This window comes from Enterobacter quasiroggenkampii (genome assembly GCF_043972695.1).
Taxonomy (GTDB): domain Bacteria; phylum Pseudomonadota; class Gammaproteobacteria; order Enterobacterales; family Enterobacteriaceae; genus Enterobacter; species Enterobacter quasiroggenkampii.
In genome coordinates this window covers 4,132,995-4,154,441 of record NZ_CP143745.1, presented here as the reverse complement: position 1 = coordinate 4,154,441, position 21,447 = coordinate 4,132,995, and the positions used below count along the sequence as shown (strand labels likewise).

General features: G+C 55.5%; 23 protein-coding genes. 15 read left to right on the top strand and 8 right to left on the bottom strand.

Annotated features, from left to right (window positions below):
- Positions 1-31: 31 nt before the first annotated feature.
- From V1572_RS19770 to trxC, 3 genes are all read right to left on the bottom strand, one after another.
- The gene (locus tag V1572_RS19770) at positions 32-2,695 is read right to left on the bottom strand and encodes a bifunctional acetate--CoA ligase family protein/GNAT family N-acetyltransferase (RefSeq protein WP_262797273.1); all 2,664 of its coding nucleotides are present in this window, start codon (positions 2,693-2,695) and stop codon (positions 32-34) included.
- 35 nt (positions 2,696-2,730) lie between these two features.
- Entirely contained in the window at positions 2,731-3,429 is a 699-nt protein-coding gene (gene tapT, locus V1572_RS19765; RefSeq protein ID WP_063622284.1) for a tRNA-uridine aminocarboxypropyltransferase, read from the bottom strand.
- A 69-nt stretch (positions 3,430-3,498) separates the two neighbouring features.
- Entirely contained in the window at positions 3,499-3,918 is a 420-nt protein-coding gene (gene trxC / locus V1572_RS19760; protein ID WP_045908528.1) for a thioredoxin TrxC, read from the bottom strand.
- A gap of 204 nt (positions 3,919-4,122) precedes the next feature.
- Between trxC and V1572_RS19755 the strand changes: the two genes are divergently transcribed.
- Entirely contained in the window at positions 4,123-5,223 is a 1,101-nt protein-coding gene (locus V1572_RS19755; protein WP_008502192.1) for a tRNA/rRNA methyltransferase, read from the top strand.
- A gap of 40 nt (positions 5,224-5,263) precedes the next feature.
- On the opposite strand, the gene ung is transcribed toward V1572_RS19755, so the two are convergent.
- Complete coding sequence (gene ung / locus V1572_RS19750; protein WP_023333064.1) at positions 5,264-5,953, bottom strand: uracil-DNA glycosylase; 690 nt, start codon at positions 5,951-5,953, stop codon at positions 5,264-5,266.
- A 314-nt stretch (positions 5,954-6,267) separates the two neighbouring features.
- Between ung and grcA the strand changes: the two genes are divergently transcribed.
- Positions 6,268-6,651 carry an autonomous glycyl radical cofactor GrcA gene (gene grcA, locus V1572_RS19745; RefSeq protein WP_008502190.1) on the top strand — a complete coding sequence of 128 codons (384 nt, stop codon included), beginning with the start codon at positions 6,268-6,270 and terminating at the stop codon, positions 6,649-6,651.
- Between the two features lie 50 nt (positions 6,652-6,701).
- Here grcA and srmB read toward each other — a convergent pair whose 3' ends face one another.
- Entirely contained in the window at positions 6,702-8,030 is a 1,329-nt protein-coding gene (srmB, locus tag V1572_RS19740; protein ID WP_023344704.1) for an ATP-dependent RNA helicase SrmB, read from the bottom strand.
- 132 nt (positions 8,031-8,162) lie between these two features.
- Between srmB and trmN the strand changes: the two genes are divergently transcribed.
- On the top strand, positions 8,163-8,900 hold the full coding sequence (trmN, locus tag V1572_RS19735) for a tRNA(1)(Val) (adenine(37)-N(6))-methyltransferase TrmN (RefSeq protein ID WP_045908530.1): 738 nt from the start codon (positions 8,163-8,165) through the stop codon (positions 8,898-8,900).
- On the opposite strand, the gene nadB is transcribed toward trmN, so the two are convergent.
- Positions 8,885-10,504, bottom strand: coding sequence for an L-aspartate oxidase (gene nadB, locus V1572_RS19730; RefSeq protein ID WP_395299515.1), 1,620 nt, complete (start codon positions 10,502-10,504; stop codon positions 8,885-8,887). The two genes, trmN and nadB, sit on opposite strands and share 16 nt — an antisense overlap.
- Before the next feature lie 343 nt (positions 10,505-10,847).
- Here nadB and rseD point away from each other — a divergent pair, with 343 nt between their 5' ends.
- The 12 genes from rseD (at position 10,848) to acpS (ending at position 20,260) form a co-directional block, all read left to right on the top strand.
- On the top strand, positions 10,848-10,931 hold the full coding sequence (rseD, locus tag V1572_RS19725; RefSeq protein ID WP_223605340.1) for a rpoE leader peptide RseD: 84 nt from the start codon (positions 10,848-10,850) through the stop codon (positions 10,929-10,931).
- Entirely contained in the window at positions 10,928-11,503 is a 576-nt protein-coding gene (gene rpoE / locus V1572_RS19720) for an RNA polymerase sigma factor RpoE (protein WP_006176728.1), read from the top strand. The genes rseD and rpoE overlap by 4 nt, the downstream gene beginning before the upstream one ends.
- Positions 11,504-11,534: 31 nt before the next feature.
- Positions 11,535-12,185 carry an anti-sigma-E factor RseA gene (gene rseA, locus V1572_RS19715; protein WP_008502186.1) on the top strand — a complete coding sequence of 217 codons (651 nt, stop codon included), beginning with the start codon at positions 11,535-11,537 and terminating at the stop codon, positions 12,183-12,185.
- The gene (gene rseB / locus V1572_RS19710) at positions 12,185-13,138 is read left to right on the top strand and encodes a sigma-E factor regulatory protein RseB (protein WP_023308851.1); all 954 of its coding nucleotides are present in this window, start codon (positions 12,185-12,187) and stop codon (positions 13,136-13,138) included. The genes rseA and rseB overlap by 1 nt, the downstream gene beginning before the upstream one ends.
- Complete coding sequence (gene rseC, locus V1572_RS19705) at positions 13,135-13,611, top strand: SoxR-reducing system protein RseC (RefSeq protein ID WP_032653064.1); 477 nt, start codon at positions 13,135-13,137, stop codon at positions 13,609-13,611. Before rseB ends, rseC begins: the two co-directional genes overlap by 4 nt.
- 184 nt (positions 13,612-13,795) lie before the next feature.
- A complete protein-coding gene (lepA, locus tag V1572_RS19700; protein WP_008502183.1) occupies positions 13,796-15,595 on the top strand; it encodes a translation elongation factor 4 in 1,800 nt (599 codons plus the stop codon).
- 15 nt (positions 15,596-15,610) lie between these two features.
- Positions 15,611-16,585: a signal peptidase I gene (gene lepB / locus V1572_RS19695; RefSeq protein WP_045908532.1), complete on the top strand. Its 975-nt coding sequence runs from the start codon at positions 15,611-15,613 to the stop codon at positions 16,583-16,585.
- Between the two features lie 222 nt (positions 16,586-16,807).
- Positions 16,808-17,488, top strand: coding sequence for a ribonuclease III (gene rnc / locus V1572_RS19690; RefSeq protein WP_003860711.1), 681 nt, complete (start codon positions 16,808-16,810; stop codon positions 17,486-17,488).
- The gene (era, locus tag V1572_RS19685) at positions 17,485-18,390 is read left to right on the top strand and encodes a GTPase Era (protein WP_069719826.1); all 906 of its coding nucleotides are present in this window, start codon (positions 17,485-17,487) and stop codon (positions 18,388-18,390) included. The genes rnc and era overlap by 4 nt, the downstream gene beginning before the upstream one ends.
- Positions 18,391-18,407: 17 nt before the next feature.
- Positions 18,408-19,115: a DNA repair protein RecO gene (gene recO / locus V1572_RS19680; RefSeq protein ID WP_023333058.1), complete on the top strand. Its 708-nt coding sequence runs from the start codon at positions 18,408-18,410 to the stop codon at positions 19,113-19,115.
- A 33-nt stretch (positions 19,116-19,148) separates the two neighbouring features.
- Complete coding sequence (gene pdxJ / locus V1572_RS19675) at positions 19,149-19,880, top strand: pyridoxine 5'-phosphate synthase (RefSeq protein WP_045908533.1); 732 nt, start codon at positions 19,149-19,151, stop codon at positions 19,878-19,880.
- Positions 19,880-20,260: a holo-ACP synthase gene (gene acpS / locus V1572_RS19670; RefSeq protein WP_008502178.1), complete on the top strand. Its 381-nt coding sequence runs from the start codon at positions 19,880-19,882 to the stop codon at positions 20,258-20,260. Before pdxJ ends, acpS begins: the two co-directional genes overlap by 1 nt.
- Here acpS and V1572_RS19665 read toward each other — a convergent pair.
- Positions 20,257-20,517, bottom strand: coding sequence for a YfhL family 4Fe-4S dicluster ferredoxin (locus V1572_RS19665; RefSeq protein WP_008502177.1), 261 nt, complete (start codon positions 20,515-20,517; stop codon positions 20,257-20,259). The two genes, acpS and V1572_RS19665, sit on opposite strands and share 4 nt — an antisense overlap.
- A 46-nt stretch (positions 20,518-20,563) precedes the next feature.
- Positions 20,564-21,412: a MurR/RpiR family transcriptional regulator gene (locus tag V1572_RS19660; protein WP_045908534.1), complete on the bottom strand. Its 849-nt coding sequence runs from the start codon at positions 21,410-21,412 to the stop codon at positions 20,564-20,566.
- Positions 21,413-21,447: the final 35 nt, after the last annotated feature.

Below are 21,447 nucleotides of genomic sequence, written 5' to 3'. Positions count from 1 at the left end.
CCCGTCCAAAGTGGGTAACATTTCCAGTAGCTTACTCGCGTTTGTCTGCTGATGTCAGACTGAGGGACAAGGCTACAATACCTTCGTCCAGCTGAATATCAACGTCAAATCCAAGTTTTCGCGCCAGGGTCACCATACCGCGATTGTTAGGCATAGTAATGCCATTAAGGCGTAACAATCCGTGATCTCGCGTATAACTGATGAGTTTTTCCAGCAGTCGTCTTCCCAGGCCCAGACCTTTAAGATCGGAGCGTACCAGCACGGCAAACTCCGCATCGACGTTATCCGGGTCAGAAATCGCACGCGTGACGCCGAGGATCTCATCACCCTTATCGGCGCGACGAACGGCAACAAACGCCATTTCTCGATCGTAGTCGATCTGGGTCATATTGGCTAAATCATCGTGGGTAAATTCGTTGATTTCGCTAAAATAGCGATAATAAAGATCCTCTTTCGTAACCTGAGAGATAAAGGCCCGCAACTGGGGCTCATCTTCCGGCAGAATAGGGCGGAACAAGGCGCGTTCCCCATTTTTCATCTCAACCCACTCCTCCAGCTGCAGGGGATACGGGCGGATCGCGAGACGACTCTCTCTGTCTCCTTCGAATGGCGCGATATCCAGGGTCACGTCCAGCGCCGTAAACTCATTGCCGGAGGCAAGCAGCGGATGAATGTCCAGCCGCTGGATCTCGGCACAATCCACAATCAGGTTAGAGACCTGTACCAGGAACTGACTTAGCCCGGCAATATCAAGCGGACGCAGCGCGCTCCGGCCGCGGATCTTTTTGCTTTTGATCGCCTGGATAATCAGATAACGTGCCAGGTTCATGTTCAGCGGCGGTAACGCCACCACGGCCTGTTCCTCCGGGCGCCACTCCACGCCGCCTTCACCCAGCATGATGAGCGGGCCGAAGACGGGATCGTGTTCGACCACCACCCGTAACTCCTGAGCGCCTGCGCGGTTAGCCATGCTTTGCACCAGCAAGCCGTGGATCCTGGCCTGTGGCCAGGCCATTTTGACCCGGTCAAAAATGGCATCTGCGGCCTGCTGCACCTCAGTCGCCGTTCGCAGGTAGAGCATCACCCCCTGAACGTCAGACTTATGCGGAATATCCGGGGAGCGCAGCTTCAGGGCAACCGGATAGCCAATCTGCTCGGCAATATGCACGGCCTCAGCGCTGTCGCTGGCGATCCAGGTCGGCAGGGTCTGCATCCCGTAGCTGCCCAGAATGGGCTGGACTTCATGCGTATCCAGTGACGTTGCACCTTCTTCGATTGCCTGCTGCAACAGCCGGTGAACGTCGACGGTATTGGCCGTCAGATTACCGGGCAACGCCGGCGTCTCGCGGAGCTGTTTCTGGTTGCGGCGATATTCCACCATGTGCATGAACGCGGTAATGGTGCCTTCCGGCGTTCGGTAGGTTGGCAGTCCGGCTTCGCTGAACAGGCGCCGAGCCTCCTGCGAAGAAAACTCTCCGCACCAGTTGGTCAGCAGGGTGACATATTTGCCTCGCGGATGATTGCGCACGGCCTCAATGAGCGCGCGCGCGCTTTCGCTGCCCGGCGCGACCGCGCTGGGGGAGTGGATAATCATCAGCGCATCGAAATCCTGGCTATCCAGCAAAATGGAAATTGCCCTGATATAGCGGTCACTGCTGGCGTCATCGCGCAAATCAAGCGGATTGCCGGGCGTCACGCTGGTTGGAAGCGCATCTTTCAGGCGCTGCAGCGTCTCTTCACTCAGCGTGGCCAGCTTGCCGAAGCGCCGCCACAGCTCATCCAGGGCGAGTGCGGCAGGGGCGGCACCGTTACTGACAATCATTAACTTCTCACCGCGTAACGGGCGCATATGGCTTAACGTCTCAACGGCGGAAAAAAGCTCGTGCGTATCCTGTACCCGCAGCAAACCCGCGCGCTGAATGGCGGCGTCCCAGGCAGGATCCATGCCGGAATGCGAATGCAGCAGACGCTGTGCCGCAGGGCTGCGTCCGCTTTTGATCACCAGGATAGGCTTATTGCGCGACGCGCTTCGCGAAGCCGAGACAAAACGACGCGCGTCGCTGAGGTGCTCAAGATAAAGCAGGATCGCACTGGTTTTACCGTCGCGCGCCAGAAAATCCAGTAGCTCATCAACGTCGATATCCAGACTGTCGCCGAGCGCAATGAAGTAGGAGAATCCCATTTCACGCTGCTGCGCCCAGTCGAGAATGGTGTTCGATACTGCAGCCGACTGTGAGATAAACGCGAGCTTGCCTTTGCGGATTGGAACCGGAGAGAAGCTGGCATTCAGCCCCTGCCAGGGGGCGAGCAGGCCCAGACTGTTTGGCCCAAGAATGCGCATTTGATAGCGGCTGGCGCAGGCCAGAAGCTCGGCTTTCTGTTCAGGCGGAGACGAGAGAATAATGCAGGTTTTACAGCCTTTCTTGCCGAGCGATTCCAGCAGTTCCGGATTCCGTTTTGCGTTTGTACACAGTACGGCAAGATCCGGTACGAAAGGCAGGCTCTGTACATCAGGCCATGCAAGCACTCCCTGAACCGCCTTATACGCCGGTGTGACGGGCATGACGGGACCATTAAATCCCCCGGCCAGCAGGTTGCGCATCATCAGATAGCCAGCACGATCCGGTTTCATTGATGCGCCGATGACGGCAATGGATTTAGGACGAAGTAGCGCTTCTAACCCTCGCTGGCTCATGCAGGCCTCCTGTGAATGCAAGCGACCTGATGATTTTAAACGCTTTCCGTCTCGGCTGCTGTGACGCTGCCCTTATGAACGGTTTTTCCCGCCAGATAGCGTTCCCGGAAACAGGAGAAATGGTTGCCCAGGGCGTGAGCCGCAGCGGTATCACCCGCCAGGTCCAGAAGCGCAATGGCCACTTCGGCGGTGCAGTATTGCCCGTCAGCATGCGCTTCACGCAGGCGATAGGCGGAGACGCGGGACAGATCGACAGAAATCACCGGCAGTGCGTCGAGATACGGGCTTTTACGAAACATTTTTCGCGCTTCGGTCCAGGTGCCGTCCAGCATAATAAACAACGGCGGTTTACCGGATGGCGGCGTCGAAAGCACCTGGCGATCGACACCTGCATATGACGCAGGGAAAACGACCATCGGCTGATAGTCCGGGCTTGCCACTAAGTCGAGCAGCGCCTGAGGGGGCTCAGTACGGGACCACTGAAATGCCGCGGTATCCGGCAGAATATCGGCAATGAGGCGACCTGTATTGCTGGGCTTCATCGGCTCGGTATCAAACATGACCAGACAAAAACGGCTCTGGGCCGTACTCGGCGCCAGCGTCTCGCACAGGCAAACCTTCAGCGGCAGCAGGCAGCGCTGACAGCGGCGAATACGGTTTCCGCGCGCGAGGAAGGGGCGGGTAGCGCGCGCAAGGCGTTCGGCGCGTAATTGAAGAACAGCGTTATCAGTCATGGGCGAAATGCAGGAAAAACCCTATTTTCGCAGAGGCGAGAACGGGGCACAAGATGTGCCCCGAGAATGTTACAGCGACTCGTTTAACCAGCTTTCAAAAGGCGCTTTAGGCACCGCACCGTTGAGCATATCGAGCACTTCACCATTTTTGAAAATCATAATGGTCGGGATGCTGCGAATGCGAAAACGGGCGCTCAGTTCAGGTTCAGCTTCAGTATTGACCTTAACGAAACGTATTTTTCCGCTGCGCTCTTCGGCCACGTCTTCGAAGATCGGCGCGAAGCTACGGCATGGGCCGCACCAGGGCGCCCAGAAATCAACCACAACAGGAAGATCGTCCTTGAGGAGTTTGTCCAGCGTAGCACCCGTCGCGTTAATGACCTCGCCATCAAACAATTCATGGCCGCAGCGTCCGCATTTCGCACCATCTTCAATCCGATCGTCCGGAATGCGGTTAAGAGCCTGACAGTTGGCACATACGGTATTCATAACTAACCTCTGATAGAGCCGTGGGACAGCGGCAAAATGCCGATAATGTTTCTAATATGTTACATATTATCAATGAGCCTGTTTGAAACAACAATGCGTTTTATTCAATGAGAACAATAGTCACAGGCTTTTGTACGAAATTATGGCTATGCGTTGGCACATCGGGTAATCTGCGCGCTTCGCGCAGCGCTGGTGGAGAAAAGCATGAACGACGAAATGAAAAATAAAAGCGGCAAGGTCAAAGTGATGTATGTCCGCAGTGATGATGACTCTGATAAACGCACCCAAAATCCGCGTACCGGAAAAGGTGGCGGGCGTCCGGCGTCTTCTCGTGCAGACGGTGGCCGTCGCCCCGCCCGCGATGACAGAAACAACCGCGGTGATGACCGCAAACGTGATGACCGCAAGCGTGACGATCGCAAACGCGATGACCGTCCGCGGGATGACTTCTCACGTGATAACGCCTCCCCGTGGCGCACCGTTTCTCGTGCCCCTGGCGACGAAACGCCAGAAAAGGCCGATCACGGCGGTATTAGCGGTAAAAGCTTTATCGACCCGGAAGTGCTGCGCCGTCAGCGTGCGGAAGAGACTCGCGTGTATGGTGAGAACGCCTGCCAGGCGCTGTTCCAGAGCCGTCCTGAATGTATCGTCCGCGCCTGGTTTATTCAGAGCGTAACCCCGCGCTTTAAAGAAGCGCTGCGCTGGATGGCGGCAAACCGCAAAGCCTACCACGTGGTTGATGATGCCGAGCTGACCAAAGCATCCGGTACTGAACACCACGGCGGCGTCTGCTTCCTGATCAAAAAACGTAACGGTACGACCGTTCAGCAATGGGTCAGTCAGGCGGATGCCGATGACTGCGTGCTGGCGCTGGAAGACGTGGGCAACCCGCATAACCTGGGCGCAATGATGCGCAGCTGCGCGCACTTTGGCGTGAAAGGCGTGCTGTTGCAGGATGCCGCGCTGCTGGAATCCGGTGCCGCGATCCGTACTGCGGAAGGCGGAGCCGAACACGTACAGCCGATCACCGGCGACAGCGTGCTGGATGCCCTTGAGCAGTTCCGTAAAGCGGGTTATTCCATCGTGACCACCTCGAGCCATGCCGGTACGCCGCTGTTTAAAGCGACGCTGCCACGCAAAATGGTGCTGGTGCTGGGTCAGGAACGCGATGGTCTGTCTGATGCGGCGCTCTCCAGTGCGGATCTGAGCGTCTCTATTGATGGGACAGGCAATGTGGAAAGTCTGAACGTATCCGTTGCGACCGGTGTACTGCTGGCCGAGTGGTGGCGTCAGAATAAGGCATAAGCCTCTTCATGTGCCGGGGCCGACCCGGCACATTCAAATACTATTCGCTCTCTGCCGGTAACACAGGCATCCAGTCAATGGGCGTTTCGCCACGTTTTTCCAGCCATTCGTTCGCCAGAACAAAATGATTACTGCCAAAGAAACCGCGATGTGCAGACAGCGGTGACGGGTGCGGCGCTTTCAACACGTGATGACGCTGACGGTCAATAATCGCCCCTTTCTTCTGCGCGTGCGATCCCCAGAGTAAAAACACGACCCCTTCACGGTGTTCGTTGATCAGGCTGATGACTTTATCGGTGAACGTCTCCCAGCCCAGGCTGGCGTGCGAGTGCGCCTGGCCGGCCCGAACGGTGAGTACCGTGTTCAATAACAGCACGCCCTGACGCGCCCAGCTTTCCAGGTAGCCATGGTTTGGCCGGGTAAACCCGGGCACAGTTCCCTCAAGCTCTTTATACATGTTGAGCAGAGAAGGGGGGATCGCCACGCCGGGACGTACGGAAAACGCCAGCCCATGCGCCTGACCCGGGCCGTGATAGGGATCCTGGCCCAGAATGACCACTTTCACATCGCTCAGTTCGGTGTAGCGAAAGGCGTTGAACACATCTTTCTGCGGCGGGTAAATCGTCTGTCCGGACTGGCGCTCAGCCGCAACGGTGCTGAGCGTATTGATAAAATAGGGCTGCTGCTTTTCTTCTGCCAGCACGTCATGCCAGGTTAAAGGTGTCGTCATCTCGCTCTCCTGCGAATTTCAATCTCTGACTAGCTTACCTGTTAAAGCCCGGTGAGCAAAATAGCACACTGAAATGCGCGCTAAGTGGCTAAATTTATGTTGAAAATGTGCAGGTTAAATTGAATTGGTAAGGTCATGAAATTGATCTAAAGCAATAAATTCAAACCACACTCTTTATGTGGTTGGTGTTTTTGTTGATTTAAATCAATAAATCACCGGGGTGTGAATGATATATATACACACAAGAAACAATGGTTTTACCAATTGGCCGCGAGAGGCCGACATCAGTTAATGTAGCCTAAGGGAGGCAACACATGATTACAGGTATCCAGATTACTAAAGCTGCAAATGACGATCTGCTCAACTCTTTCTGGCTGCTGGACAGCGAGAAAAACGAAGCGCGCTGTGTCGTCGCGAAAGCGGGTTTTGCTGAAGATGAAATCGTGCCGGTGAGCAAACTGGGCGAAATCGAATACCGTGAAATTCCAATGGAAGTGAAACCGGAAGTGCGCGTGGAAGGTGGTCAGCACCTGAACGTAAACGTACTGCGTCGCGAAACGCTGATGGACGCGGTTGAGCACCCAGAAAAATACCCACAGCTGACCATTCGCGTGTCCGGCTATGCGGTACGCTTCAACTCTCTGACCCCAGAACAGCAGCGCGACGTTATCGCGCGTACCTTTACTGAAAGCCTGTAAGGCTTCAGCTACGGGGGGAATAAAAAAGCCGGGGTTTTCCCCGGCTTTTTTTACTCTTCCGTTTTTGTCTCTGGCGCGGCAGAGCTTGGCTTACGGCGCTTACCAATATTTTTGGTGTCGCGGTGGCGCTGCTTCACGCGTGGTTTCTCTTTTTCTTTCTCTTTTCTCTCAGCACGTTTCGCGAGCGCTTTCTTGGACGGTTTACCCGTCATTTTTTCACTCGGCGCACGTGTGGTTGGGCGCAAGCCATCAATAACCCGCGCTTTCAGCGGCTCGTCAACATAGCGGCCAATTTTCTGCAGCAGCAGGTAGTCATGCGCTTCGACCAATGAGATAGCAATCCCTTTGCGGCCCGCGCGGCCGGTACGGCCAATACGGTGCAGATAGGTATCGCCGCTGCGCGGCATATCGAAGTTAATGACGTGGCTGACGTCAGGGATGTCGATCCCGCGAGCGGCAACGTCTGTGGCAACCAGCACGTTAACGCGGCCATCGGTCAGGCGCTTAATGCCTTCGGTACGCTTGATCTGCGCCATCTCGCCTTCAAGATAGCAGTTGTTGATCCCGGCGTTACGCAGCATTTCTGCCAGCTCGTGCACGCGCTCGCGCTTACGGACAAACACGATTGTGCGCAGCGCATCTTCCTGCTTCAGCAGGTGTTTGAGCAATTCGACCTTGTGCTCAAGGTTGTCCGCGCGGTAGTACCACTGGTGGATCTTCTTACGCTCACGGGTGGACGGCGTCGCCGACACTTCTACCGGATCTTCCAGCAGACGCTCTGCGAAGTCTTTAATCGCTTCCCCTTCGAGGGTGGCAGAGAACAGCATCGTCTGGTTACGCCAGCGCGTTTCACCCGCAATATGCTCGATATCCTGTGCGAAGCCCATGTCCAGCATACGGTCGGCTTCGTCGAGGATCAGCGTTTCAACCGCACGGCAGTCGAAGTTCTCTTCTTTAATGTACTGCAGCAGGCGGCCCGTCGTCGCAACGACGATGTCCTGGTTTTCGCTGAATACTTCGGCGTGGTTCATATACGCAACGCCGCCGGTGATGGTCGCGATATCCAGATGGGTATTTGCCGCAAGTTCACGCGCGTGATCGGCCACCTGCATGGCCAGTTCGCGCGTCGGCGTCAGGATTAAAATACGCGGCGGGCCAGATTTTTTACGTGGAAAATCGAGCAGATGCTGCAACACAGGCAGCAAATAGGCTGCTGTCTTCCCCGTGCCGGTTGGCGCAGAACCGAGCACATCGCGGCCCTCAAGCGCAGGCGGAATGGCCGCTGCCTGAATGGCGGTCGGGCGTGTAAAGCCTTTGCTCTCAAGTGCATTGAGCAGGCTTTCATCGAGTTCAAGTTCGGAAAAAGTCGTTACAGTCATGTTCTACCTCTGTGTGGGGCGCTGATTATAGACGTTACGGCTGTAATCTTCATCTGTTTGTATGGATATCGCTTTTCGGCCACTTCGCTTTCCCCTATGCTACTCCAGTTTCACTTAGAAGGTTGCTCCGACATGTCTCAACTCAAAGCGCAACTGCGCCGCGATGGTTTTACGTTTAAACAATTTTTTGTCGCTCACGATCGCTGTGCCATGAAGGTCGGTACGGACGGTATTTTACTGGGCGCGTGGGCGCCTGTCGCAGGGGTTAAGCGTATTCTTGATATCGGTACCGGCAGCGGGCTGGTGGCGTTAATGCTGGCGCAGCGCACGGAAGAACATGTCACCATCGATGCCGTCGAACTGGATGCGCAGGCGGCAGAGCAGGCAAGTGAAAACGTGGCCGAATCCCCCTGGGCTGCCCGCATGAAAGTGGACTGCGCCGATGTGCTCGCCTGGGCGCCTGAACAAACCGCGCGTTACGATCTGATCGTCAGCAACCCTCCCTACTACGCGCCCGGCGTTGAGTGCGGGACACCCGAGCGCGAACAGGCGCGTTATACCCGTTCCCTCGATCATAAAGCGTTGCTCACCAGTGCGGCCGAACTCATCTCCGAAGAAGGATTTTTCTGCGTGGTCCTGCCAGAGAGTACCGGCAACACGTTCATCGGTATCGCGCAGGAGATTGGCTGGACGTTACGTCTGCGTACCGATATTTCTGATACGGAAGGCCGACTGCCACACCGCGTGCTGCTGGCGCTCTCGCCGAAAGAGGGTGAATGCTTTAACGATCGAATGGTGATCCGTGGGCCAGACCAGCGTTATTCCGAAGATTACACTGCCCTGACCCAGGCGTTTTATCTGTTTATGTAAACCTGCGGGGCGAGGATCGACGGGCCGGATTCCGCAAGCTGATCCGGATAGTCCAGCGTATAGTGCAACCCGCGGCTCTCTTTACGCATCATCGCGCAGCGAACGATCAGCTCGGCAACCTGCACCAGATTGCGCAGCTCCAGCAGATTATTCGATACGCGGAAATTGGCATAATACTCATCAATTTCCTGCTGCAGCATCGTGATGCGGCGCAGCGCGCGCTCAAGACGTTTCGTGGTGCGCACAATCCCGACGTAATCCCACATAAATAGCCGTAGCTCATGCCAGTTATGCTGGATCACGACCAGCTCGTCCGGATTTTCCACGCGGCTTTCATCCCAGGCAGGCAGGCGCTCTGTCTCGCGGGCGTAGGGCATGCGTTTGGTGATGTCTTCTGCGGCCGACCAGCCGTAGACCAGGCACTCAAGCAGCGAGTTAGACGCCATACGGTTCGCGCCATGAAGCCCGGTATAGCTGACCTCACCGATAGCATACAGGCCATCGACATCGGTACGCCCATGATCGTCAACCATCACCCCACCGCAGGTATAGTGGGCGGCTGGCACAATTGGCACCGGATCGCGCGTTAAATCGATGCCAAGGTTGAGCAGCTTTTCGTAAATCATCGGGAAGTGCTGGCGAATAAACTCTGCAGGCTTGTGGCTGATATCAAGATACATGCAATCCACGCCAAGACGCTTCATTTCATGGTCGATGGCGCGGGCAACGATATCGCGCGGGGCCAGTTCGCCACGGGCGTCAAAGTCCAGCATAAAGCGGGTGCCGTCAGGGCGTTTCAGATAGGCGCCTTCGCCGCGCAGGGCTTCCGTCAGCAGGAAGTTGCGCGCCTGAGGATGGAACAGGGCGGTTGGGTGAAACTGATTGAACTCAAGGTTCGCCACCCGGCAGCCGGCGCGCCAGGCCATCGCGATACCGTCTCCGGAAGCAATGTCCGGGTTCGTGGTGTACTGATACACTTTAGAGGCACCGCCCGTGGCCAGCACTACAGCTTTCGCCTGGCAAGTTTCCACCTTCTCTTTATTGCGGTTCCAGACCCAGGCGCCCACCACGCGACGCGTGCCCGGCAGGCCAATCTTGTCGGAGATAATCAGGTCAACGGCGTTACTTCGTTCAAGCACCCGAATATTAGGATGGCTCAGCGCCTTGCCGACCAGCGTGGTCTCCACTTCTTTCCCGGTGGCATCTGCTGCGTGCAGGATGCGGCGGTGGCTATGGCCGCCTTCACGCGTCAGGTGGTAGCTCTCTTCACCGTTGGGTTGAACCTGCGTATCGAATAAGACGCCCTGGTCGATGAGCCACTGCACGCAATGGCGGGCATTGCTGGCGACAAACTCTGCGGCGTGCGCATCCACGATCCCGGCCCCGGCAATCAGCGTATCGTCGACGTGGGAGGCAATGCTGTCTGTCTCATCAAACACGGCGGCAATTCCGCCCTGGGCATAAAACGTGGAACCCTCGCTTATCGGCCCTTTACTCAGAACGATAACGTTTTGATGCTCGGCCAGGCGTAGCGCCAGAGAGAGACCGGCAGCGCCGCTGCCGATGATCAGTACATCACAATGGAGTTCAGGTGTTGTGTTCATGATTGTTGTTTAATTTACTAAACAGTGTTAGGCCAGAATAGCACCTGAATGCGATTTATCGCACGTTTTTTTTGATGGCTGTTGCAATGACTAAACGCGTAAGCAGAGGTAAACGGAGGGTAAATGAGTGAAATTATTTTGCGAAGCAGATCGTTAGCGTCAGATTTTGTGATGAAATAAAGACTGGGTTGCGTTACTCTTCTGGCGGGAAAAAGATGTTTCTTGTCAGAAAGTGGTGCGTATCGTGAACAGACTTATAATGAGAGAAAATGAACAGTCTGCGGCGCGATGAACAAAAACAAAGGCGTTACGGAACTTATTGAAGATCAGACACTCTAATTCGGTGCTTGCTCAAAGTGCGGTATTTTTAGAGTGGCGTTTCGATAACGCGTGGAATTTAGGTTTGGGGAGACATTACCTCGGATGAGCGAGCAGTTAACGGACCAGGTCCTGGTTGAACGGGTCCAGAAGGGAGATCAGAAAGCCTTTAACTTACTGGTGGTGCGCTACCAGCATAAGGTGGCGAGCCTGGTTTCCCGCTATGTACCGTCAGGCGATGTGCCTGATGTGGTGCAAGAGTCTTTTATTAAGGCCTATCGCGCGCTGGATTCGTTCCGGGGAGATAGTGCTTTTTATACCTGGCTGTACCGTATTGCGGTCAATACGGCAAAGAATTATCTGGTCGCTCAGGGCCGTCGTCCGCCTTCTAGTGATGTGGACGCAATCGACGCCGAAAACTTCGAAAGTGGCGGCGCATTGAAAGAAATTTCGAACCCTGAGAACTTAATGTTGTCAGAAGAACTGAGACAAATCGTTTTTCGCACGATCGAGTCGCTCCCGGAAGATTTACGCATGGCAATTACGTTACGGGAGCTGGATGGTCTGAGCTATGAAGAGATAGCCGCTATCATGGATTGTCCGGTCGGCACGGTACGTTCACGAATTTTCCGTGCGCGAGAAGCTATTGATAATAAAGTTCAACCGCTTATCAGGCGTTGACGATAGCGGGATACTGGAAAAGGTATTAGGCATGCAGAAAGAAAAACTTTCCGCTTTAATGGATGGTGAAACGGTGGATAGTGAGCTGCTCAACGAGCTGTCTCATTCTCCCGAAATGCAAGAGACCTGGGAGAGTTACCATCTCATCCGTGACACCCTTCGCGGTGACACCGGCGAGGTTCTCCATTTCGATATCTCAGCCCGCGTCATGGCGGCGATTGAGAATGAGCCTGTTCATCAGACCACTCCGCTGATTCCTGAAGCTCAACCCGCGCCTCACCAGTGGCAGAAAATGCCATTCTGGCAAAAGGTGCGTCCGTGGGCCAGCCAGCTTACCCAAATGGGTGTGGCTGCATGCGTATCGCTTGCAGTTATCGTTGGCGTCCAGCACTATAATACTCAGTCTGAAACTAATCAGCAGCCAGAAGCGCCAGTGTTTAACACACTGCCGATGATGGGCAAAGCCAGCCCGGTAAGCCTGGGCGTACCGGCTGATGCTTCCGCCAGCGGCGGTCAGCAACAGCAGGTTCAGGAGCAGCGCCGTCGCATTAATGCGATGTTGCAGGATTACGAGTTGCAGCGTCGTCTGCACTCTGAACAGCTTCAGTTTGAGCAGGCGCAGACACAGCAAGCTGCTGTGCAGGTGCCCGGAAACCAAACTTTAGGAACGCAATCGCAGTAATGAAGCAACTTTGGTTCGCCATGTCTCTGATGGCGGGTAGCCTGTTCTTCTCTGCCAACGCCTCGGCTGATGTATCATCCGGGGCGTTGTTGCAGCAAATGAATCTGGCCAGCCAGTCACTCAATTACGAGTTGGCATTTATCAGCATCAATAAGCAGGGCGTCGAGTCGTTACGCTATCGCCATGCCCGTCTTGATAATCAGCCGCTCGCCCAGCTTTTACAGATGGATGGTCCGCGTCGGGAAGTTGTCCAGCGTGGTAACGAAATCAGCTATTTCGAGCCCGGCCTGGAGCCTTTCACGCTGAATGGCGACTATATCGTTGATTCTCTGCCGTCACTCATTTACACCGACTTCAAACGGCTGGCCCCTTACTACGATTTTATCTCGGTAGGGCGTACGCGTATTGCGGACAGACTGTGTGAGGTGATCCGCGTTGTCGCCCGGGATGGAACGCGCTACAGCTATATTGTCTGGATCGACGCGGAAACCAAACTCCCCATGCGTGTAGATCTGCTTGACCGTGACGGTGAAACGCTGGAACAGTTCCGCGTTATCTCCTTCAGCGTGAACAATCAGGTTGGCAACAGCATGCAGAATCTGGCTAAGGCCAGCCTGCCGCCGCTGCTTTCCGTTCCGGCAGGCGATTCCGTTAATTTCAACTGGGTACCTGCCTGGATCCCACAAGGGTTTAGCGAAGTGTCCAGCAGCCGTCGTCAGTTGCCAACGATTGAAACGCCAGTGGAATCGCGCCTCTATTCCGATGGTTTGTTCAGCTTCTCGGTGAATATCAATCGCGCAACGGCAAACAGCGCCGAACAAATGCTGCGTACCGGGCGCCGTACGGTGAGCACAACGGTACGCGATAACGCAGAGATCACCATTGTGGGTGAACTTCCTCCGCAAACGGCGAAGCGCATCTCCGACAGCATTAAATTCAGGGCCGCACAATGATCAAAGAGTGGGCGACGGTAGTCTCGTGGCAAAACGGCATTGCGCTGGTGAGCTGCGACGTAAAAGCCTCATGCAATAGCTGCGCATCCCGAGCCGGTTGCGGCAGCCGCGTGCTGAATAAGCTCGGGCCGCAAACATCGCACACGATTTCTGTGCCAAGCGAACAGCCGCTGATGGCCGGGCAGAAGGTTGAACTGGGCATCGCGGAAGGCAGTCTGCTCAGCTCCGCCATGCTGGTCTATCTCTCTCCGCTGATCGGGCTGTTTATTATGGGCGGCGTTTTCCAGATGCTGTTTGGCACCGACGGAGCCGCCATGTGCGGTGCCGCATTAGGTGGTCTGGGGGGATTCTGGCTTGCCAAAGGCCTCTCCCCGACGCTTGCCGCGCGCGAGGAGTGGCAGCCTGTTATTCTCAGCGTTGGGCTGGCGCCAGACCAGCTTCGCGTCGAGACGCTCTCTTCTGAGGCCCGGTGATTCATCGGGCTTTATCATTTTTACGTCTTAAAACAGAAAACGTCCTTTCTTCACGCTATACCCGGCGCTAAGTCCATTTCCAGGTAGCGGAGATGTAGTGTAGAATGCTGCGTTTTCGCACTGAAAAACGTCAGGCTAAGAACAGCGGCCTCCAGGAATTCGTAAGGCATAATTATTTAACTATATGAAGAACATACGTAACTTTTCGATCATTGCTCACATTGACCACGGTAAGTCGACGCTGTCTGACCGTATTATCCAGATTTGCGGTGGCCTGTCTGATCGTGAAATGGAAGCCCAGGTTCTGGACTCCATGGACCTGGAACGCGAACGCGGTATCACCATCAAAGCGCAGAGCGTCACGCTGGATTACAAGGCGGCTGATGGCGAAACCTATCAGCTGAACTTTATCGACACCCCAGGCCACGTTGACTTCTCCTATGAGGTTTCACGCTCGCTCGCGGCCTGTGAAGGCGCGCTGCTGGTAGTCGATGCCGGGCAGGGCGTAGAAGCCCAGACCCTGGCAAACTGCTACACCGCGATGGAAATGGACCTCGAAGTTGTGCCGGTTCTGAACAAGATTGACCTGCCAGCCGCCGATCCTGAGCGCGTCGCGGAAGAGATTGAAGATATTGTCGGCATTGACGCGACCGATGCCGTGCGCTGCTCAGCTAAAACCGGTGTCGGCGTGACCGACGTGCTGGAACGTCTGGTGCGTGATATTCCGGCCCCGGAAGGTGATCCGGATGCCCCGCTGCAGGCGCTGATTATCGACTCCTGGTTCGATAACTATCTGGGCGTTGTCTCCCTGGTGCGTATTAAAAACGGCACCATGCGCAAAGGCGACAAAATCAAGGTTATGAGTACCGGACAGGTCTACAATGCTGACCGTCTGGGTATCTTCACGCCAAAACAGGTTGACCGTACCGAGCTGACATGCGGCGAGGTAGGCTGGCTGGTATGCGCTATCAAAGACATCCTCGGTGCGCCGGTGGGCGATACCCTGACCGGTGCGCGTAACCCGGCAGAAAAAGCGCTGCCAGGCTTTAAAAAGGTGAAGCCGCAGGTTTACGCGGGCCTGTTCCCGGTCAGCTCTGACGACTATGAAAACTTCCGTGATGCGCTTGGCAAGCTGAGCCTGAACGATGCCTCCCTGTTCTACGAGCCAGAAAGCTCAACGGCGCTGGGCTTCGGCTTCCGCTGTGGCTTCCTCGGTCTGCTGCACATGGAGATCATTCAGGAGCGTCTGGAGCGTGAATACGATCTGGACCTGATCACCACCGCGCCGACGGTAGTGTATGAAGTTGAAACCACCTCGAAAGAAGTGATCTACGTCGACAGCCCGTCCAAGCTGCCGCCGCTGAACAATATTCACGAGCTGCGTGAGCCTATTGCCGAATGTCACATGCTGCTGCCGCAGGAATTCCTCGGTAACGTCATTACGCTGTGTATTGAGAAGCGCGGCGTGCAGACCAACATGGTTTACCACGGTAACCAGGTCGCGCTGACCTACGAAATCCCGATGGCGGAAGTGGTACTCGACTTCTTCGACCGTCTGAAGTCCACCTCCCGTGGCTATGCGTCACTGGATTACAACTTCAAACGCTTCCAGGCCTCCAACATGGTGCGTGTGGACGTGCTGATCAACGGCGAGCGTGTGGATGCGCTGGCGCTGATCACCCACAACGACAATGCGCCATACCGTGGTCGCGAGCTGGTTGAGAAGATGAAAGATCTGATCCCGCGTCAGCAGTTCGATATCGCGATTCAGGCGGCCATCGGCAACCACATTATCGCGCGTTCCACCGTGAAACAGCTGCGTAAAAACGTTCTGGCGAAGTGCTATGGCGGTGACGTCAGCCGTAAGAAAAAGCTGCTCCAGAAGCAGAAAGAAGGTAAGAAGCGTATGAAGCAGGTCGGTAACGTCGAGCTGCCGCAGGAAGCATTCCTTGCCATCCTTCATGTTGGTAAAGACGGCAAATAACCCTAAGGAGTTGGCATGGCGAACATGTTTGCCCTGATCCTGGTCATTGCTACCCTGGTGACAGGTCTGCTGTGGTGTCTGGATAAGTTTATCTTCGCCCCAAAACGTCGTGAACGTCAGGCTGCCGCACAGGCAGCCACTGGCGATGGTATTGACGCGAAAACCCTGAAGAAAGTCGGTCCGAAACCGGGCTGGCTGGAAACGGGCGCCTCGGTGTTTCCGGTGCTGGCGATTGTGCTGGTGGTACGTTCGTTTATTTACGAACCGTTCCAGATCCCATCAGGTTCAATGATGCCAACGCTGCTGATTGGTGATTTTATTCTGGTAGAGAAGTTTGCCTACGGCATTAAAGATCCGATCTACCAGAAAACGCTGATCGAAACCGGTCATCCGAAACGTGGCGACATCGTGGTGTTCAAATATCCGGAAGATCCGCGCCTGGACTACATCAAGCGTGCGGTAGGTCTGCCGGGTGACAAAGTGACTTACGATCCGGTTGCGAAAGAAGTCACCGTTCAGCCAGGCTGCAGTTCCGGTACCGCATGTGAAAACGCGCTGCCAATCACCTACTCAAACGTCGAGCCAAGTGATTTTGTGCAGACCTTTGCCCGTCATAACGGCGGTGAAGCGACCAGCGGATTCTTCCAGGTACCGAAAGGCGAAACCAAAGATAACGGTATCCGTCTGGTTGAGCGCAAAGAGACGCTGGGCGACGTGACGCACCGGATCCTCACCGTGCCAATCGCGCAGGATCAGCTGGGTATGTACTATCGTCAGCCGGGTCAGCAGCTGGCAAGCTGGATTGTACCGCCGGGCCATTACTTCATGATGGGTGACAACCGCGATAATTCTGCGGACAGCCGTTACTGGGGCTTTGTGCCGGAAGCGAATCTGGTGGGTAAAGCGACCGCGATCTGGATGAGTTTTGAGAAGCAGGAAGGCGAATGGCCGACCGGCGTACGCCTGAATCGTATTGGCGGAATCCATTAATTCTCACTAAATGAACGTGTAGCCGCTAATTAAAGCGGCTACACGAATTATTTCACCGATAAATCTCTTCGAACTAACGACATCCCCTGTCGTTGTGTATAGAATATTCCCCCGAAGTTTAAGGTTGGCCCTGCAAGGGTGCCACGGCACACGAAACCGCGTTGGTTTTCTCAGGTCGGTTTCGTGTGCTGCATTTTTGACGCATTCATTTATTGGTATCGCATGAACCCCATCGTAATTAATCGGCTTCAACGGAAGCTGGGCTACACTTTTCATCATCAGGAGTTGTTGCAACAGGCATTAACCCACCGCAGTGCCAGCAGCAAACATAATGAGCGTCTCGAGTTTTTAGGCGACTCTATTTTAAGTTTCGTGATTGCGAATGCGCTTTATCATCGTTTCCCGCGTGTGGATGAAGGGGATATGAGCCGCATGCGTGCCACGCTGGTTCGGGGTAATACCCTTGCGGAAATCGCGCGCGAATTTGAACTGGGCGAATGTCTGCGTCTTGGGCCGGGTGAACTGAAAAGCGGCGGCTTCCGTCGTGAATCTATTCTTGCCGATACGGTCGAAGCATTAATTGGTGGTGTGTTCCTGGACAGCGATATCCAGACCGTCGAAAAGCTGATCCTGAACTGGTATCAGACGCGTCTGGACGAAATCAGCCCGGGCGATAAACAGAAAGATCCCAAAACGCGTCTGCAGGAATATTTGCAGGGTCGTCATCTGCCGCTGCCATCTTATCTGGTGGTGCAGGTTCGTGGCGAAGCGCACGATCAGGAATTTACCATCCATTGCCAGGTCAGTGGCCTGAGTGAACCGGTGGTGGGCACAGGTTCAAGCCGTCGTAAGGCTGAACAGGCTGCCGCCGAACAGGCGTTAAAAATGCTGGAGCTGGAATGAGCGAAGATAAGACCTATTGCGGATTTATTGCCATCGTCGGACGTCCGAACGTTGGCAAATCTACTCTGCTGAATAATCTGCTTGGGCAGAAAATTTCTATTACCTCGCGTAAGGCGCAGACCACGCGTCACCGCATCGTCGGTATCCATACTGAAGGCGCGTATCAGGCGATCTACGTCGATACCCCGGGCCTGCACATGGAAGAGAAGCGTGCCATCAACCGTCTGATGAACAAGGCGGCGAGCAGCTCGATTGGCGACGTGGAGCTGGTGATTTTCGTTGTGGAAGGCACCCGCTGGACGCCGGACGACGAGATGGTGCTGAACAAGCTGCGCGACGGCAAAACGCCGGTCATCCTCGCCGTCAACAAAGTTGACAACGTGCAGGAAAAGGCCGATCTGCTGCCGCATCTGCAGTGGCTCGGTAGCCAGATGAACTTCCTTGATATCGTCCCGCTGTCTGCGGAGACGGGGCTGAACGTGGACACCATCGCGGGCATCGTGCGTAAGCACCTCCCGGAAGCGATTCACCACTTCCCAGAAGAGTACATCACCGATCGTTCTCAGCGCTTTATGGCGTCTGAAATCATCCGTGAAAAGCTGATGCGTTTCCTGGGTGCTGAACTGCCGTACTCTGTGACGGTGGAGATCGAGCGTTTCCAGAGCAACGAGCGTGGCGGCTACGACATCAACGGCCTGATCCTCGTTGAGCGTGAAGGGCAGAAGAAGATGGTGATCGGCAACAAAGGCGCCAAGATCAAAACCATCGGCATTGAAGCCCGTAAGGACATGCAGGAGATGTTCGAAGCGCCGGTTCACCTCGAACTGTGGGTGAAAGTGAAATCTGGCTGGGCCGATGATGAGCGTGCTCTGCGCAGCCTCGGTTACGGCGAAGACCAGTAACTCAAGACGACGAGCATATGGATGGATGGCAGCGCGCCTTTGTCCTGCATAGTCGTCCCTGGAGCGAAACCAGCCTGATGCTGGACGTCTTCACGGAAGAGTCGGGCCGCGTGCGCCTTGTTGCGAAAGGCGCACGTTCCAAACGTTCTAACCTGAAAGGTGCCTTACAGCCTTTCACGCCGCTGCTGGTACGTTTTGGTGGGCGAGGGGAAGTTAAAACCCTGCGCAGCGCCGAAGCCGTCTCCCTGGCGCTTCCTCTCTCGGGCATCACGCTCTACAGCGGCCTGTATGTCAATGAACTCATCTCACGCGTTCTTGAACATGAGACGCGCTTCTCTGAACTTTTCTTTGATTATCTGCACTGTATCCAGGCGCTGGCTGGCGCAACCGGCACGCCCGAGCCTGCGCTGCGGCGTTTTGAACTGGCGCTGCTGGGCCACCTTGGGTACGGGGTCGATTTTCTGCACTGTGCGGGCAGCGGTGACGAAGTGGAAGACACCATGACCTACCGCTACCGCGAAGAAAAGGGCTTTATTGCCAGCATCGTGATCGACAATAGCACCTTTACCGGGCGCCAGCTCCGGGCGCTGTATGAGCGCGAGTTTCCCGATCAGGATACCCTGCGCGCAGCAAAACGCTTTACCCGGATTGCCCTCAAGCCGTATCTTGGCGGCAAGCCCTTAAAGAGCCGCGAATTATTCAGGCAGTTTGTGCCGAAACGTTAGACTACAGAATCGAAAAGAAAACCGAGGATTGTCATGGCTGAATTACTGTTAGGCGTCAACATCGATCACATCGCCACGCTGCGTAATGCGCGCGGCACGGCGTATCCCGATCCGGTTCAGGCGGCGTTTATCGCTGAACAGGCTGGCGCCGACGGCATTACCGTTCATCTGCGTGAAGACCGTCGCCACATCACCGACCGCGACGTGCGCATTCTGCGCCAGACGCTGGATACCCGTATGAATCTGGAGATGGCGGTCACCGAAGAGATGCTGGCGATTGCCTGTGAGACTCAGCCGCACTTCTGCTGCCTGGTGCCGGAAAAACGCCAGGAAGTGACGACCGAAGGCGGTCTGGATGTGGCCGGTCAGCTCGACAAAATGCGCGATGCCTGCAAGCGCCTGGCGGATGCCGGTATCCTGGTTTCGCTGTTTATTGATGCCGATTTCACCCAGATTAAAGCGGCAGCCGACGTGGGCGCGCCGTATATCGAAATTCACACCGGCTGCTATGCCGATGCCAAAAATGATGAAGAGCAGGCGAAAGAGCTGGAGCGTATTGCTAAAGCGGCCACCTACGCGGCGAGCCTGGGTCTGAAGGTCAATGCCGGTCACGGCCTGACCTACCATAACGTGAAGCCCATTGCCGCCATCCCGGAAATGCACGAGCTGAACATCGGTCACGCGATCATTGGCCGTGCGGTGATGAGCGGCCTGAAAGAGGCCGTCTCAGAAATGAAACGCCTGATGCAGGAAGCGCGTCAGTAATGGCCATTCTGGGCTTAGGCACTGATATCGTTGAAATAGCCCGCATTGAAGCGGTGATCGCCCGCAGCGGCGATCGCCTCGCAAGACGCGTGCTGAGCGATAACGAATGGGCCATCTGGGAAGCGCATCAGCAGCCTGTGCGTTTCCTGGCGAAGCGCTTTGCGGTAAAAGAGGCGGCCGCCAAAGCTTTCGGAACCGGCATTCGTAACGGTCTGGCGTTCAACCAGTTTGAAGTGTTTAACGATGAGCTGGGTAAGCCAAGCCTGCGCTTATGGGGCGAGGCGCAAAAGCTGGCCGAGAAGCTGGGCGTGAATCACGTGCACGTGACGATCGCCGATGAGCGCCACTATGCCAGCGCAACGGTGATCATCGAAAGTTAAAGTTTGTCCGCGTGGTGCATCAGGACAAACTTATCCCATAGCTGCTCTTCGCTCTCGACGTGTGCCGGATCCTTCAGGATGGTATTGGGGATCGGGCACACTTTCTGACAGGTCGGCGTTTCATAGTGGCCGATGCATTCGGTGCAGCGGTCGCTGTTAATCTCATAAATGCTGTCGCCCATAGAAATGGCCTGGTTCGGGCATTCGGGCTCGCACATATCGCAATTAATGCATTTTTTGGTAATTAACAGCGCCATCAGGAAATTCTCAGAAACAACACAAACTGGGCGGGCATTATACGCGTCAAACCAGTTTCTTTACCAGTTCTTCGCTGTGGCGAATGCGCTCGGGCGCACGCTCCAGATCCTGCTGCACCAGCGCCATAAACAGCAGGTCCGTCAGCATCATTTGTGCGCTGGTGGACGAGATAGCCGCGCTGCGCGTGGCCTGCTCCTCGGCAATGGTATATAAACAGCGCGTGGCTCGCTGCTGCAGGGCATTCGGCGTAAAACCGGTGATCGCCAGAATTTTACCGCCGACGCGCAGCACTTCATCGGTGGCCATGTTGATCTCGCGGCGCTCGCCGGAATAGGAGATCGCCAGCAGCAGATCGTCAGGATCCATCGCCTGTACGGTCGCCAGCAGGGCGTGCATATCCTGCTCGACGATGGCGTTAAGGCCAATTTTTGTCAGCTTCCAGCCAAAGTTACGCGCCACAAGTCCGGACGCGCCGATGCCGGTCAGAATGATTCGCCGCGCGCCGCGCAGCATCGCCACGCTCTCCAGCAGCTTCTCTTCCGTATTCACATCAAGCGTCGCATGCATGGCCGCCACGTTCTCTTTGATCAGCTTTTCGCCGACCAGCCGCATCGGATCGTCTCCGCGGATCTGATTATGCACCGGCATGGACTGCGGATTGGGGTTACTGACCAGCGCTTCACTGATCGCCAGCTTGAGGGCGGGGAATCCCTTAAAGCCAATCTTCTGCGCAAATTTCACCACGCTGGACTGGCTCACGCCGGCTTCACTCGCCAACTGCTGCGAACTGAGATGGCGCGCGTGATCGGGTTGAGAAAGCAGAAAATCCGCCAGCTTCTTGTCGCTTTGGGCAAAGCCTGCGTAGCGCTGGCGAATGCGAATTAAACAGTTCATACGGTCTCCTGGCGAAAATGTGATTATCTGCGCAA

Coding starts and splice junctions, on each gene's coding strand:
- V1572_RS19770 (WP_262797273.1), bottom strand. CDS start 2,695: ATGAGCCAGCGAGGGTTAGAAGCGCTACTTCGTCCTAAATCCATTGCC.
- tapT (WP_063622284.1), bottom strand. CDS start 3,429: ATGACTGATAACGCTGTTCTTCAATTACGCGCCGAACGCCTTGCGCGC.
- trxC (WP_045908528.1), bottom strand. CDS start 3,918: ATGAATACCGTATGTGCCAACTGTCAGGCTCTTAACCGCATTCCGGAC.
- V1572_RS19755 (WP_008502192.1), top strand. CDS start 4,123: ATGAACGACGAAATGAAAAATAAAAGCGGCAAGGTCAAAGTGATGTAT.
- ung (WP_023333064.1), bottom strand. CDS start 5,953: ATGACGACACCTTTAACCTGGCATGACGTGCTGGCAGAAGAAAAGCAG.
- grcA (WP_008502190.1), top strand. CDS start 6,268: ATGATTACAGGTATCCAGATTACTAAAGCTGCAAATGACGATCTGCTC.
- srmB (WP_023344704.1), bottom strand. CDS start 8,030: ATGACTGTAACGACTTTTTCCGAACTTGAACTCGATGAAAGCCTGCTC.
- trmN (WP_045908530.1), top strand. CDS start 8,163: ATGTCTCAACTCAAAGCGCAACTGCGCCGCGATGGTTTTACGTTTAAA.
- nadB (WP_395299515.1), bottom strand. CDS start 10,504: ATGAACACAACACCTGAACTCCATTGTGATGTACTGATCATCGGCAGC.
- rpoE (WP_006176728.1), top strand. CDS start 10,928: ATGAGCGAGCAGTTAACGGACCAGGTCCTGGTTGAACGGGTCCAGAAG.
- rseA (WP_008502186.1), top strand. CDS start 11,535: ATGCAGAAAGAAAAACTTTCCGCTTTAATGGATGGTGAAACGGTGGAT.
- rseB (WP_023308851.1), top strand. CDS start 12,185: ATGAAGCAACTTTGGTTCGCCATGTCTCTGATGGCGGGTAGCCTGTTC.
- rseC (WP_032653064.1), top strand. CDS start 13,135: ATGATCAAAGAGTGGGCGACGGTAGTCTCGTGGCAAAACGGCATTGCG.
- lepA (WP_008502183.1), top strand. CDS start 13,796: ATGAAGAACATACGTAACTTTTCGATCATTGCTCACATTGACCACGGT.
- lepB (WP_045908532.1), top strand. CDS start 15,611: ATGGCGAACATGTTTGCCCTGATCCTGGTCATTGCTACCCTGGTGACA.
- rnc (WP_003860711.1), top strand. CDS start 16,808: ATGAACCCCATCGTAATTAATCGGCTTCAACGGAAGCTGGGCTACACT.
- era (WP_069719826.1), top strand. CDS start 17,485: ATGAGCGAAGATAAGACCTATTGCGGATTTATTGCCATCGTCGGACGT.
- recO (WP_023333058.1), top strand. CDS start 18,408: ATGGATGGATGGCAGCGCGCCTTTGTCCTGCATAGTCGTCCCTGGAGC.
- pdxJ (WP_045908533.1), top strand. CDS start 19,149: ATGGCTGAATTACTGTTAGGCGTCAACATCGATCACATCGCCACGCTG.
- acpS (WP_008502178.1), top strand. CDS start 19,880: ATGGCCATTCTGGGCTTAGGCACTGATATCGTTGAAATAGCCCGCATT.
- V1572_RS19665 (WP_008502177.1), bottom strand. CDS start 20,517: ATGGCGCTGTTAATTACCAAAAAATGCATTAATTGCGATATGTGCGAG.
- V1572_RS19660 (WP_045908534.1), bottom strand. CDS start 21,412: ATGAACTGTTTAATTCGCATTCGCCAGCGCTACGCAGGCTTTGCCCAA.